At 41.8% G+C, this 14841-nt stretch carries 11 protein-coding genes and 1 pseudogene; 3 read left to right on the plus strand and 9 right to left on the minus strand.

Annotated features, from left to right (window positions below):
* Positions 1-426 precede the first annotated feature (426 nt).
* The gene (gene der, locus H6G97_RS12600; protein ID WP_190940943.1) at positions 427-1797 is read left to right on the plus strand and encodes a ribosome biogenesis GTPase Der; all 1371 of its coding nucleotides are present in this window, start codon (positions 427-429) and stop codon (positions 1795-1797) included.
* Positions 1798-1911: 114 nt separating this feature from the next.
* Entirely contained in the window at positions 1912-2829 is a 918-nt protein-coding gene (locus H6G97_RS12605) for an energy-coupling factor transporter transmembrane component T family protein (protein ID WP_190940944.1), read from the plus strand.
* A 20-nt stretch (positions 2830-2849) separates the two neighbouring features.
* Here H6G97_RS12605 and H6G97_RS12610 read toward each other — a convergent pair whose 3' ends face one another.
* The 8 genes and pseudogenes from H6G97_RS12610 to H6G97_RS12645 all read right to left on the minus strand — a co-directional run bounded on the left by H6G97_RS12610 (position 2850) and on the right by H6G97_RS12645 (position 13440).
* Positions 2850-3554 carry a hypothetical protein gene (locus H6G97_RS12610; protein WP_190940945.1) on the minus strand — a complete coding sequence of 235 codons (705 nt, stop codon included), beginning with the start codon at positions 3552-3554 and terminating at the stop codon, positions 2850-2852.
* Positions 3555-3666: 112 nt separating this feature from the next.
* Positions 3667-5279 (minus strand): annotated as a pseudogene (locus H6G97_RS12615) (heavy metal translocating P-type ATPase); the annotation flags it as partial.
* 294 nt (positions 5280-5573) lie between these two features.
* Positions 5574-8249, minus strand: a complete 2676-nt coding sequence (locus H6G97_RS12620) for a DEAD/DEAH box helicase (RefSeq protein WP_190940946.1) — start codon at positions 8247-8249, stop codon at positions 5574-5576.
* A gap of 120 nt (positions 8250-8369) precedes the next feature.
* Positions 8370-9188, minus strand: coding sequence for a pyrroline-5-carboxylate reductase (gene proC, locus H6G97_RS12625; RefSeq protein WP_190940947.1), 819 nt, complete (start codon positions 9186-9188; stop codon positions 8370-8372).
* Between the two features lie 120 nt (positions 9189-9308).
* A complete protein-coding gene (locus H6G97_RS12630; protein WP_190940948.1) occupies positions 9309-9908 on the minus strand; it encodes a cell division protein SepF in 600 nt (199 codons plus the stop codon).
* Between the two features lie 383 nt (positions 9909-10291).
* Positions 10292-10960: a YggS family pyridoxal phosphate-dependent enzyme gene (locus tag H6G97_RS12635; protein WP_190940949.1), complete on the minus strand. Its 669-nt coding sequence runs from the start codon at positions 10958-10960 to the stop codon at positions 10292-10294.
* A complete protein-coding gene (gene pipX / locus H6G97_RS12640; protein ID WP_190940950.1) occupies positions 10957-11235 on the minus strand; it encodes a transcriptional coactivator PipX in 279 nt (92 codons plus the stop codon). The genes H6G97_RS12635 and pipX overlap by 4 nt, the downstream gene beginning before the upstream one ends.
* A 1116-nt stretch (positions 11236-12351) precedes the next feature.
* Positions 12352-13440, minus strand: a complete 1089-nt coding sequence (locus tag H6G97_RS12645; RefSeq protein ID WP_190940951.1) for an aromatic ring-hydroxylating dioxygenase subunit alpha — start codon at positions 13438-13440, stop codon at positions 12352-12354.
* A 642-nt stretch (positions 13441-14082) separates the two neighbouring features.
* Here H6G97_RS12645 and H6G97_RS12650 point away from each other — a divergent pair.
* Positions 14083-14514: a heavy metal-responsive transcriptional regulator gene (locus H6G97_RS12650; RefSeq protein ID WP_190940952.1), complete on the plus strand. Its 432-nt coding sequence runs from the start codon at positions 14083-14085 to the stop codon at positions 14512-14514.
* A gap of 82 nt (positions 14515-14596) precedes the next feature.
* Here the strand turns inward: H6G97_RS12650 and H6G97_RS12655 are convergent, their stop codons facing one another.
* Positions 14597-14824, minus strand: a complete 228-nt coding sequence (locus tag H6G97_RS12655; protein ID WP_190940953.1) for a hypothetical protein — start codon at positions 14822-14824, stop codon at positions 14597-14599.
* Positions 14825-14841: the final 17 nt, after the last annotated feature.

Genomic DNA, 14841 nt, shown 5'->3' on the forward strand with positions numbered 1-14841 from the left:
GCGGATACTTCTGGATATAATCAAAAACCATAACTAATACAGAAAAATGGTAGACACTTACTTAAACGTTTTACCATTTTTCTTTTCCTAAGTTAATATTTCGGACAAGTCTAATAGATTCGTCAAAAGCTTGTGTGATATTTAATTTGGTATTTGGTTACAAAATGCTTTTTTTGGGTAAAAGGTAGGAAATCCTACCTTTTTTATTTTTTAAATTAATGTGAGTTCAATAAACCTCTCCCTGCCTTGAACTAAAGTTCAAGTCTTTCCCTCTCTGAATCGGAGAGGGACGGTTTTACGTAGTAAAACCAGGGAGAGGTTTCTTTGACATCGCCGCAGATGATTAGAAAGTTATTAAAACTTCCAGTTTAAAGCGAGTAAAATGTAAGTACGTGATATACTACGTCTCTCACTTACCCTGGTTTTATGGCACTGCCAATTGTTGCAATTATCGGACGCCCAAATGTGGGCAAATCCACCCTGGTTAATCGACTCGCCGGGGAACAAACGGCGATTGTCCATGATGAACCGGGAGTGACACGCGATCGCACTTATCTACCAGCTTTCTGGAATGGTCGTGAATTTTTGGTGGTAGACACTGGTGGTTTAGTTTTTAATGATGATACCGAATTTTTACCACTGATTCGCCAACAGGCAATGACAGCTCTTGCAGAAGCGTGTGGCGCTATCTTTGTCGTAGATGGTCAAACAGGCCCCACATCGGCAGATTTAGAAATCGCCGAATGGATGCGCCAACAACCCGTACCTGTGCTACTAGCTGTAAATAAATGTGAATCCCCAGACCAAGGCTTAATGCAAGCTGCCGAATTTTGGGAATTGGGATTGGGCGAACCTTACCCTATCTCCGCGATTCATGGAAGTGGCACAGGAGAGTTACTTGACGAGTTAGTTAACCACATCCCTGCAATTGAAGACATTCCAGAAACGAATGAAATCAAAGTAGCAATTGTGGGCCGCCCGAATGTCGGTAAATCGAGCTTACTAAATTCTTTTGTCGGGGAAGAAAGAGCAATTGTCAGCCCCATTTCTGGTACTACCCGCGATGCTATTGATACCGTCATTGAACGGGAAGGACAAACCTACCGTTTGATTGATACCGCCGGTATTCGCAAAAAGAAACACATCGAATACGGCACCGAATTCTTTAGTATTAACCGTGCTTTTAAAGCGATTCGCCGCGCTGATGTGGTTTTATTAGTAATAGATGCTGTTGATGGAGTCACTGAGCAAGACCAAAAATTAGCTGGGCGGATTATCGAAGAAGGTCGAGCTTGCATCATCGTCGTTAATAAGTGGGATGCCGTCGAAAAAGACTCTTACACAATCTACGACTACGAAAAAACTCTGCAATCACGGTTACATTTTACCGAATGGGCAGAAACAATTTTTGTGAGTGCCTTGTCAGGACAACGGGTAGAAAAGATTCTCGAATTGGTGAAAACTGCGGCTGAATCACACAAACGCCGTGTTAGTACATCAGTAATTAACGAAGTCTTAACAGATGCTGTTAGTTGGCATTCACCCCCAGCATCTCGTGGTGGGCGTCAGGGCAAGATTTATTATGGTACACAAGTAAGTAGCCAACCACCAACGATCGCACTATTTGTCAATGATTCCAAACGCTTCAACGACAACTACCGCCGCTACATTGAACGGCAATTTCGGCAACAGCTAGGATTTAAAGGCACGCCAATTATTTTACTGTGGCGGAGCAAAAAAGTCCGTGATGCCGAAAGTGGTAATGTTAATAGAGCAACTCGCGTCAAAATAAGTTAGGAGACGCGATGAATTGTACAAGAGAGATGTGATTAATGGTCTCTCTACAGGAGTTATGAGTTAAAGTCAAGACTTCAGACTCCAAACTCCTCATTCCTAACTCCTAATTTTAAAATGGATTTATTGCGATCGCTGCCACTTGGACTTTATTTAGAACAACCTCAAACTTGGCTGCATAAAATCGATCCGCGAGTTAAGTTCGCCTGGTTAATGAGCTTTTTAACCAGCTATGTTTTAGCTAACAACTTTTGGCGGGTGCTGCTGGTGGTAGTATTGATTCTTGCAACCTTAATTGCAAGAATTCCCCGACGAGTATGGCAGCAGCAAATGGGTTGGCTCTTAATGTTATCGTTTTTTATCTTAGCGATCGCAGCCATAAGTCCTGATGCAATGGGTATAAGTTATCAACCACGCCTGCCAGCTAATGAACAAATATTAACCCAGCCACCAAACTCAAATAATGTTGTTCAAGAGCAAGTAAGTAATAAGAAATACAGCTATGTGGTATTTCACAAAGGCCCAGTCAAAGTAACTCGCCGCTCCTTGGATTTGGCAGTACGCCTGAGTACGATTATATTTACCGTAATTTACAGCACCAACCTATATCTGCTAACAACTGCACCAGAAGAAATTACATCTGGTATAGAAAGTTTAATGCAACCGCTGCGACGCTTTAAGTTACCTGTCACAGAAATTGCTTTAACTTTAACCTTGTCCTTGCGCTTTATTCCCCTAGTTTTAGAAGAAGTGCAAAATTTATTTCGCTCCGTCATGACAAGGGCAATTAATTGGAAAAAGCTGGGATTGAAAGGAGGATTTAAGGTTTGGATGACAGTCGCAGAGAGACTTTTAGAAAATCTGCTTTTACGAGCCGATCAAATGGCAAATGCAATGATGGTGCGGGGTTTTACCAGTCCTAATGAGCATCGAGTGCAGTGGCACGACTTACGATTAAAAGGGCGTGACTGGCTTGCGATCGCAACTTTAATTTTATTCTGGGGAATACGGCTAGCTATAGGAACTCAGGTATAGCTGTTAGCTTATAAATAAGCCTACTCACTTGGGTTCAGTATAACGATAATTTCTGCTAACCTAATTCCCAAAGGTTTCCAGTGGGGATTGCTGGAGGAAAAAGTAGCATCTCCAGACACTGATTGGTAGTCATTAGGGAACTTTTCAGAAGCATTGGGAGCCGTGTCTACTCGTAAAATGAGTTTGCCTTGATAGTGGGATAATTTGCTACTATCTAACAAAATCGTGCCGCCGTAATCCCATGCCAATCCATAGAGTTTAAAATCTCCTAATTTCTTACGTAATTCGCTCAAAGGAGTTCCAACACCGATACCTTCGCGGGTTTTCCAAGCTGAACCCAGGTTACGCACCTCTAAAGGTTTAGTACGAGTATTATCACTCCAAACTACCAAGAGCGTAGATGCGGAGCAGCTTGTCGTTAGACATCGCCCCTGATTTAGATTTACCTGAGTAGCTGCAAAACTACCCATTCCTTCAGCACCAGAGATAGTTTTATCAACGAGATGAGATGCACCAAACAGTTTAATTAAATCTTGCTTGGTAGTTGTGCGTGTTATCGGGCCAACTCTTTGCCCAGGAACAATTAAAGGATCTTCTAAGGATTGCAATTTAGCAACAGTAATTGGATGATTGATTTTCTGGGGTAGTGCAAAAGCTGGGTTGGCTGAATAGTTTAGCAGTAAAGCTAAAGTAGCTGTAGCAATACCTTTCATTGATAAATTCATAGGCTCTATTTTAGGTAGCAGCTTATGAGTGAAAAGTGTAAAATAAACCACGCCTTACTCTTCAATAATTACTACAATTTCCCAATTACAGAATCCCGATTTTCCAAAAATTTTATTTCATCGCTCTAGTTGCGTTTAAAATTGCCAGCATTGCGACTCCGACATCAGCAAATACAGCTTCCCACATTGTCGCTATACCAAAAATACCCAATCCAATAAAGACACCTTTAATTGCTAAAGCAAATCCAATATTTTGCCAAACAATTTTGCGGTTTTTTTTGGCGATTTGTATTGCTTCTGCAACTTTTGATGGTGCACCTGTCATGATTACGATATCGGCAGTTTCTATTGCTGCATCTGAGCCTAAGCCGCCCATTGCTATGCCAACATCCGCTCTAGCAATCACTGGCGCATCATTAATGCCATCCCCTATGAAGGCAACTTTGCCATACTTACCTGCGGTGCTGAGTAACTTCTCAATGGCATTAACTTTTTCTTCTGGTAATAACTCTGCCTCGTAAACATCTATGCCTAGCTGTTGAGCAATACGCGATGCGATCGCTTGATTATCTCCTGTCAACATGACTGTTCTTTCTACACCCATTCTCTTGAGTGCTGGAATAGCCTCTCTAGCATCTTCTTTCAGTTCATCAGCAATGACAATATATCCGGCATAAATCTCATCTACTGCTAGATGAATAACTGTTCCTTCTAACTGGCAATTATCATGAGCAATTTTCTCTTTATGTAATAAGCGATCGCTTCCCGCTATCACTACCCTATTTTCAACCTTGGCTCTAATTCCATAACCTGCTATTTCTTCATAATCTTTTATCTCAAACTCATCGATTTTTCCACTATAAGCTTTGCAGATAGATTGCGCGATGGGATGATTTGAGTGTGATTCTTGTTCATTCCAACCATTTAATGGTACTATTTTTACTACTTTAAATACACCTTTAGTTAAGGTTCCCGTTTTATCAAAAACAACAGTATTAACTGCATTCAAAGTATCTAAAAAAGTAGAACCTTTAACCAAAATCCCTCGTCTAGCTGCACCTCCTACGCCTCCAAAGTAACCTAACGGGATACTATAACGAGTCCGCATGGACAGGATATAACTAGTAAAATTAGGGCACGATAAAGCCATTCTGAAGAAGTTGCACCCGAAATAAATAAAGGAGGTAATATGGCAACGGCTAAAGATGTAAAAACTACTATTGGCGTATAATATCGCGCAAATTTAGTAATAAACTTTTCTGTTTCTGCTTTTTTACTTTTGGCATTTTGCACCAAATCTAAAATCTTGGCAATGGAAGATTCATCAAAGAGTTTTGTCACTCTAATACTGATCACACCCCTTTTATTGATCATCCCAGCCAAAACTGTTTCTCCCAGCCTCACCGTTCGCGGTACAGATTCTCCAGTTAATGCAGATGTATCAACTTGCGAATTACCATCTATAATTTCACCATCTAAGGGAATTTTTTCTCCAGGTTTGACAATAATAATATCCCCAATATTTACTGTTTCTGGCGATACTTTTTTTAGTTCTCCTGCTGTTTGAAGGTTGGCATAATCTGGGCGGACTTCCAATAATGCTTTGATGGAATTACGAGAACGACTGACGGCAATATCCTGAAACAATTCACCAATTTTATAAAATAGCATTACTCCGACAGCTTCGGGTAATTTATGAATTGCGATCACGCCTAGTGCCCCTACCTATTTGTCGTGTTGGGGCAATTGATAAACATTGGTGTCAAATTAACGGACTTCTAACAAAGAAATTACCCAATCTTGTGAGGTGGGCATCTTGCCCGCCTTTAGTTAAGCTAATCGTCATTTAAATTGCACCATTTTTATGGTGATAAAAGCTGCAAACCCTCTCCCCTGCTCCCTGCTCCCTGCCCCCCTGCGATCGATCTCAATGTGCAAATTAAATGCTTAACAGCTTACTGGGCAGGTGAGACACCCACCTCACAAGAAGTAGTTAAGTGTTTTTTATCTGGAAGTCCTTTATTCAACTACCTCATTCACAGGGAATCTATCAATCAACTGCATCGCGCGATAGGCATTACGCTGGAAAGAGTCTGGTAAATGGGGAACATGAGGGATTTGCGATAATAAATCCAACGTCCGGCGTAAAATTCTCACCACATCGCCTTCATCCAAGGTGGTGTTCTCGCAGAGTTCTACCCATTCCATTCCCAGCGCCCATTGTTCCACTATGGCAATTAACTCAAATTCCAACCATATCGGCAGGGCTACGTTATACCGCCGTTGTACTTGGAACATTTGGCGGCGAATTCCCTGCAATTTTTTCAAGGCTTCTGCCACTTCACTACTAAGCTCAAAGTTAACCTTGCTATCTGGACGAGGCGTTTCCATTACCAAAGCGGCTGCTGCAGCTGCTAAATGATGCGGATCTAAGTTGCCTAATTCGCCACTAGCGAATACTAAACCTAGCCACAATTCATTCTCACCTCGAATGGCGGCAGCAATTCGCCCTAATACTGTAGGCACTAAGTTATCTAAACCGTCAAAGTGTTGCAGAATTGCAATTAAATTCAGAAACTCTTCCCAATGGCGTTGTGACTGTTGCTCCACTTGCCCTTGCAACTGTTCGAGTTCGGCTTCTAGTTCGACATAACGGGCGCGACGCTTAAAAAGCGTTGCTGCATTGCCTGATTGATGTAGGGGATGAGCTTCTAATTGTTCTTGGACGGCAGTAGTGCGACTGAGTTGTTCTGCGACTTCTGGTGCTAGATGCAATGATTCTATCGGATCAGGAATACGCACTGCGATCGCAAAGCTTTCTTCGTTACCACGGCGCGACTGTCCTGGCTTCAAGGGCATATCTGGTGGTGGGAGTAAATCAGGTGGTACTTCAATTCGCGGTAGTTCGGCATACAAATCGACTACATCCCCTGTGGTTGCGACATACCAGCGGTTATCGTGCCCTAAGCATACCAAGTAAGGAGCTTGACCAGAACCAGGCGATTTTCCTACTAACACTGCGGTTACGGGTGAAGACACTGTGATATTTTTGCCCTTGAGACTCAATAGAGTTCCTGACACTGCAAAGCCCAACATCATCACCAATTCTTCTTGGCGATCTTCCTGTGCTTGCTCTTGCAAGGTTTTTAATATCTGGCGTTCAACTTTCAGGCGTTGCCGCAATTTTTCATAAAGAGCCAGTTCATTTTCATCAACTGCGGCAATTTGCTCATGAAGTTGAGCTAACTGTGTTTGCAGTTCCGCTATCTCATCGTATTCTGGTCGTAAATGCAAGGTAGCCATGTACTGCCCAAAACTGCGCTCTATTAGCTCCCTAGTTTGCTCTAGGGTGTGGGTTTGCAGTAAGTTGAGTACCATGCCGTAACTGGGCGTAAATTGGCTTACAAGGGGGTCTGGCTTGGATGTTCCCAAATACGCCGCTTCTTTGGCTCCTTCAAAAGGAGTTTGGACTGTCACTACATGACCTTGTTTATCCATCCCCCGCCGGCCTGCTCGTCCCGCCATTTGCAAGAATTCGGAAGCGTTCAATAGGCGGTGTCCGGTATCGGTACGCTTTGAAAGGGTAGAGATTACCGTTGTCCGGGCGGGCATATTAATTCCCGCAGCTAATGTTTCGGTGGCAAATACTACTTTAATTAGACCCTGCTGAAATAGTTCTTCTACCAGTGCTTTCCAAGCAGGCAAAATCCCAGCATGGTGAGCAGCAATTCCTCGGTACAAGGGTGCAATTTGTCCAGAACGCCCTGCTTCGGGATTACGGGCTAAAAAGTCATCAATCTGTTCGCGTAAAATTTGGGACTCTTCACTATTTACCAGCCATAAATCACCCACTTCCGCCACTGCTTTATCACATCCCCGGCGGCTGAAGATAAAGTAAATTGCTGGGAGCATATCCCGTTGCTCTAACTGGCTGAGGGTAAAAATTATGCCAGGAGCTTCCGGCCTACCATTTCTGCCTCTGTCCCTTTCTCCCCCTTTCCCCTTTTTCTTCTGAAGGCGGGGGTTGATTTTGGTTTTACTATCATTTAGTAGGGGAAATAACCCTTTGGGATTACAAAAGTGAAATTCCAAGGGGACTGGGCGAAAATCGGAGTAAATCAGGTCTGTTGGCCCATGAACGCGATTTAGCCAATCGGTTAGTTGATCGCTATTGGCAACCGTTGCTGAGAGGGCTGCCAGTTGCACTTCACGGGGACAATAGATGATTGATTCTTCCCAAACAGTACCGCGCTGGCGATCGTTCATGTAGTGGCACTCATCAAGTATCACTGCTTCAACGTTTACCAATGAGATACCAATTTGCCCAATGGGTGTGCCATAGAGCATATTTCGGAAAATTTCTGTAGTCATCACCAAAATCGGTGCATCCCTGTTAATGGAAGCATCTCCAGTTAACAGTCCGACTTGATCAAACCCGAATTTTTCTCGAAAGTCACGTAATTTTTGATTCGACAGCGCCTTTAAGGGAGTCGTGTAGAATACACGTTTTCCTCGCGCCAAGGCACGATAAATGGCGTATTCCCCGACTAATGTTTTGCCCGAACCTGTGGGCGCACATACGACTACGGAGCGCCCGGCGTTTAGGGACGCGATCGCTTCTTTTTGAAATTGATCCAGATCAAAGGGAAATATAGTCCCTAAGTCAAGTTCTGGAGACGGTGCAGGATAATTCACTCAATCACATTTGCAACCAGATTGTTTACTATACTAACGAGTCTTTTGTCAACTTCGTTAATAGTCATTAGTCATTAGTTTTTCACAGAGGATAAAGGACAAATGACAAAGGACTCTTAATTATTTTCCCAGCTCTTGCGATCGCTCTGTGGCAGCTTTGACTGCTTCAATTAAAGCGGAACGAAATCCTGCTTTTTCTAGCTTGGCAATCCCCGCAATGGTTGTACCGCCGGGGCTGGTAACACGATCTTTGAGTTCTGCTGGGTGCATTTTGGTTTCATGTAACAGTTTCGCTGTTCCTAGTACGGTTTGCAAAGCTAGTTGATTAGCAATTGCTCTAGGTAAACCTGCGGATACTCCACCATCTGCTAGTGCTTCTACCAAGAGTGCCACGTAAGCCGGGCCGCTACCAGATAGCCCTGTGACTGCATCCATCAGCCCTTCTGAGACTTCCACGACTTCACCCACAGCAGAAAAAATCTGCTGTGCTATTTGGTGATGCTTGGGACTAGTATATGCACCTGAACAAATCGCGGTAACTCCTGCTCCCACTGTTGCTGGGGTATTGGGCATTGCTCTAATCACTGGCAATTGCCCAAATGCAGCTTCTAGCTGACTTAAAGGCACACCCGCCAATATGGAAATTATCAGGGGTGAATGTTCTCTATTAAGAATATCAATATTTGCTAATTCTTGAGCGATCGCACTAAATACCTGCGGTTTCACTGCCAAAAATAGAACTTCTTTTGCTTCCGTGAAAACCTGGCTATTATCTGTTGTCACAGCAACACCATATTGCTGTTTTAAAAAATCTAGGCGTGAAGATAGCGGTTCGCTAACTATGACTTCTGATGATTGATAAATTCCACGCGCGATAAGGCGGGATAAGAGTGCTTCTCCCATTACCCCACCACCAATTAAGCCAAATTTTATAGTCATTAGTCATTAGTCATTAGTCATTGGTCATTAATCATTAGTCGTTTGTCATTTGTCACCATGAACAAAACCCAGGACAAATGACAAAGGACAAAGGACAAAGGACTAAATACTAATTTAACTTTATTGTGCCATCCGGTTAGTTTCGTTACCCCAGGTTTGATTTGGAGTACCTGTAGGACGAGAGGGGCGTGCTGGCGGTTGTGGTACTTCATGAAGAACACCACCTTGGGTGCTAACTTGGACACAGCTTGGTGTAAACAAAAAGATGCTCTCACCGATGCGTTCTTGATGTCCATCTAGTGCGTAAGTACCACCTGCAACAAAATCTACTGCTCGTTGAGCTTGGTCGGGATCCATGATTGTCAGATTTAATACCACTGACTTCCGTTCTCGTAGTGCTTGAATTGCCTGGGGCATTTCTTCAAAGGTGCGTGGTTCGAGTACTAAAACTTCTGAAATTCCGTTAATTGCTCCTGGCATACCAATCACATTCCCCATTGGCTTTTGACCTGCTGTCATATCATCTCCCATTGTAGGCACTGGTTCCCGCCAACGTCGATTTTGAGCGGCTGTACTTTCTTGTGGCGCTGGTTGGGGATTTTCTTGCTGATACAGATTCTGGTAATTATTATCTGTTTCTGGTTCTTCTTCGTAATACTCGTATTCCACTTGCTCATTTAGACCCACAAAGTCTCTGAGTTTGGAAAATATATTGTTCATTGTGTGTGTACTCTCCTGCTGCGAATAGCCTGTATTGACTTGGCTTAGGATTGATTGAACTAGGAGCGATGCCTACGGCGGTAAACTACGCTACATCCGTGGATACTTCAGCAACTGTATTGCTATTTGTAGCCTATACTACGGGTTTTGGCGATGAACCGACACTTATTGGAAAGGTCTGTGCATCGCCTAAACATAATAATGAGTCAAGATTATATCCTAAGGTTTATCCGAAGGAAACTTCTTTATACCCCATTTTGCCTTAGCGATTGCTCTTGTCAATACTATATCCTTTGTTTCGGATTGCACCAGTCTGTTACAAATTTCTTGTCATCAATCCTTCGCTTCTATTAATACTGACCTGCAAGGCTGATATTATTCGGCTAAGAGCGATCGCCAAACAATATTGTTCCTAATCGTACCATCGTCGCACCTGCTTGCACTGCTAGTTCGTAGTCGCCTGACATACCCATAGATAGGTGTTGCATTTTAATGTGCGACCAGTTTTGCTCCTGGATTTCTTTGGCCAGCTCACGATTGAGATTAAACACACTGAGAATTTCGGAATCATTTAATCCTGAAGGCGGAATTGTCATCAAACCTTGAATTTGTAAACTTTTGTATTGATTGAGTGTGGGTAAATCAGCCAAAAGCTCTGGCACACTCCAACCAGACTTGTTGGCATCGGGGAGAATTTTCACTTGCAGGCAAACGTGAGGACTCACTCCTAGCTGTTGCGCTAATTGGTCTAAGCGCTGTGCCAGCTTTAAATTATCCACGGAGTGAATCCAAGGGAATTGTTCGATGGCTTTTTTGGCTTTATTGCCTTGCAAATGTCCAATAAAGTGCCAGGTAATATCTGGTAAGTCTTGCAACTCGGCTTGTTTGCTGGCGGCTTCTTGGATACGGCTTTCCCCAAAATCACGAATTCCTGCGGAGTATGCAGACCGAATGACCTGGGCAGAAACTTGCTTGCTAACAGCAATCAATCTGACTGATGTCGGTAGTGAGGAGCGAATGGAAATAATACGTTCGGAAATCGAACTGCTCATTGGAAGGTGCGTTGGAAAACACTCTGAAGCTGATCGTACTCTTGAGGCTGTCCACTACGCCGCAGGGTACGTAAGCGATTTTCTAACATCATTCTAGCCTCAGTACGTCCTAGAGACTGGAATTTAACACCTTTAACGTCATTTGCCACCAAAAAAAATAAGCGCTGGGCATAAAGTGTGGTGAACAAATCCTGGTTCTCATCAACCATACAGATTTTGTAGAGTAAACCCCAAGTTGGATGGTTTATGTAAGTTTCTGCGTTTTCTGGATTCATTTAAGAGTCAAGGTGTAGTCAAGGTGGGAGTATATATATCTATCTTTTCGCAGTAAATTCTAAACATTCAGACGATAATACCAACATTCGTCAGAATATTTTCTTAAAATGCGAAACTGCGGTTACGAAGACCTTGATCTAATTCCTAATTGGCACATGAAGCTAGTGGTAGTGAAGCGAAATGGTGCAACAGAAGCCGCCAAGCATAGTTTTAGAAAGTAGAGGCTGGTCGATAAAGATCACCATCTGCTTTGGTGACTTAAATTTACCAATCTGTAGAGACAGGGCATAAAGTAGTCCTGATCCTCTTGTTGGAGGTTCGATGTGCCAAGGAAAAACACCCTTTGAAATTCCCAACAGCAACAGCGAATTTTTCAACTTCTTTCCATACTGCCACAACTGTCGCTGAATGGCACAAAATTGTAGCTGGCAAGTGAGTATTGAGGAATAATACTATCCTTCTATTGATTGGGTAGCTCTAACTGGGTACTGGAGACTAGGAAAGAGTTTTTTTCCCATGATTGGGTAGCTCCAAGACTGAGAAAGAGTCTTTTTGCCATGATTGGGGTTTGAATCCACATCAAAATTGTCCCAGTTCCCATTACCCATTATCCAGTTCAAGTTTCAACTAGAACAGCAGGTTCTTGATGAAGGGGCAAAACTGGCATCATTTTAGCGTTGAACTGCATAAAATTGAGGATGCACTGCAATCATCAAACTTATATAAATATACAGTTATTTGGCGGATGTAACTCAGGATTTCCCCACTAGAAAAGAAGGAAAATAGAGATATTCATTTAATTGGTGTTTGTTTATACTATTTCAAATTTTTGTAGTCGTTATACTCATGACTTAGGTTCTACCTGGGAATTAGGAAGTGGCTTTGCCACTTCTTTTTATTGATATGCTAGCCCAGTAGTTTTGTTGAACTTTTAACCTTTGTTAATTGTTATACCATTCCCCAAAATACTTGCTATATACACGTTGCTAGGGGCGTACAGCTGTACGCCCATATAGCCGATTTATTTGCTGCAAAGATTGTTGACAATGGGATGACTTCGTGTGTCTTTAATTGACGAAGTAATTTGACGGAATTATGGTCATATAGACATCAAATTAGTCATTACTCATTTTATCTTGCCATCTTTCACGCTTGGGCTTGTTCTCTACATCGCGCGATCGCCCTTCTTGCCAAGTCCCCCACATTAGGGATTGCTGTTTTTCAACATGATTAATAAACTGCATGATTGAGTGATCTGCTTTGATAGGAGTTTTCAAATCAAACTGAATTGTTTGGACAACCTTGATGTCACCCATGAGAAAGAACTTACCTGCAATTTTAGTCAGCCATAGCACAATTCGATTGCATAACCAACCAAAAAATCCTTTACGTTTCTTAGTAATTAACAGAATTTGACCTTCAGCTTTTCCGCCTTCGTGGAGGCGAACTGCAAACATCATGTGAACATGGAAGAAATCGGGGCCAAATGTCACAATGTTAATGCTACCGTACCAATAGCAAACACTGTAAGTTATGGCATTTTTATAAAAAAGACGGATGAGCTTAATGAAAAAGGAATCGTTTTTGATTGGTGTAGTGTTAGTGAAAATAATAGCATTCTCATTAAGTTCTTGTCTTTCAAAAATAATTTCTACTGGCAGTTTGTGGACTGTATTAAGGTGTTGAGCATCAATGGCATTAATCATCACCACGTTGGGGTGACAGTTCATCAAAAAATGAGAATGGATAGCAACATCACACTCTTTATCTTCCAACTCTGGAACAAAAGGTAAGGGTTGTTGTGGTATTTCTCCAGTCCAAACCCAAATCATTCCGTATTTTTCAGCAGTAGGCCAAGTTTGTAACTTTAGGGAAGGTGGTGTATCTAAACATGGGATATTAACACACATTCCTTCAGCATCAAACTTCCAGTGGTGGAAAAAACAACGTAGTGCATTACCTTCAACCTTGCCTTCAGCAAGGTGAGCGCCCATGTGTGGACAGTAGGCATCAAAGGTAACTAATCTTTTGTCTTTACCTCGGTAAATTACTAATTCTCTACCCAAAATCGTGACAGGTTTTACTTCACCCACCCGCAAATTTTGAGAGGGTATTACCCAATACCATCCCTCAGTAAAACGCTCTGGGTTATTGAAAATTTTAGTTTTACGGTTTGAGCTAAAAGTCTGCGAGTTGAGATTCATTTTTATGGTTTCACTTGAAGTGAAGCAGTTGATCTAGAAGTAACATGGGAACTCAAAAAAAACAGTTACTTTCAGTACTATAAGAAACAACTACCTAATAAATGGATAAAATTTAGAAGGTTGGATTTAAAAAAAGTGTTATTAAATATGTTAAAAAATATGCAAATTTATTATCAGCTAAATTTTCAAAAATTCATTTTAAATAGATATTTGAAAATTTAAAATTTAGTAAAGTTTCTAATTAGGTAAAAATCTCAAGTACCGATGCCAATACTTTGCTAAGTAGGTAAGCATTATTAGAGGCTGTTTGAAAAGTAATTGGCTGTGATTTTAAGTACTTCTAGATCCCCCCTAACCCCCCTTTTTTAAGGGGGGAACCGGAATCAAAGTCCCCCTTTTTAAGGGGGATTTAGGGGGATCTATAACGTTTGGCTACCGATAAGAGGACTTTTCAAACATCCTCTTAAATACAAGATGTCATTGCAAGTGAAGCGAAGCAATCGCAAAGTCTCTGGGATTGCTTCGCTTCACTCGCAATGAGAGAACATATTATATTTATTTACGTCCATTAACTTACATTCTCAAATAACTTAAAAATAGAAAAATATGTAATAATAATTACAAGAATTGGGAAAATCTCCTATGTTAACTCAAGATAAAAAACTACTTTTAATTGGTCAGGTAAAAGATTTAAGCGGAATCTCCATTAGGACAATTCGTTATTACGAGAGTTTAGGCTTAATCAATTCATTAAGTCGAACAGAGGGAGGCTTTCGTCAGTTTTCGTTTAATGTGCTAACTCGTCTAGCATTCATTAAAAGGGCACAAAATCTTGGTCTGAGCCTAGAAGAAATTGTCAATATTCTTCAGGTTTATGATCAAGGGCAAATTCCCTGTGGTGACATTAAAGAGAAACTTGAAGAGAAGGTTTTGCAAATTGATCATCAAATTGATCAGTTGTTAACTTTACGCTCTGAAATAAAGGGATTACTTTCAGGCTGGAAGAATGTTAGCGATCAACATGAGAATACAATTTGTCCGATCATTCAAAACACTAGTACTTTGTCAAACTAGTTTTTAGTGTTTGTAATAAGCGCTTTACTACCGCAAGGCAGAATGCAAAATTAAAAAATAAAGCAATTTCTTCGTTCCTTATCTAGGATTCAGGACTTTTATAGAGAAGAAACCACCATAACTCTAGTCCAATTAAGGCGAAACCTGCGATCGCAACTCCAACTTTCAAGCCCAAAGGTTGCTCGATCCGGTGAAATTGACTGTTTTGCTCTGGCGAGTGGGCTGGCATTTCTGCTAAAGCTACGCCTGATGTTCCAGTGAGAAGCACTAAAGCTGTAAGGCTTCCCCAAAGCGTTTTTTTACTGAACATTTCTTAAATTATCCTGA

It is taken from the genome of Nostoc flagelliforme FACHB-838, from assembly GCF_014698065.1.
Lineage (GTDB): Bacteria > Cyanobacteriota > Cyanobacteriia > Cyanobacteriales > Nostocaceae > Nostoc > Nostoc flagelliforme_B.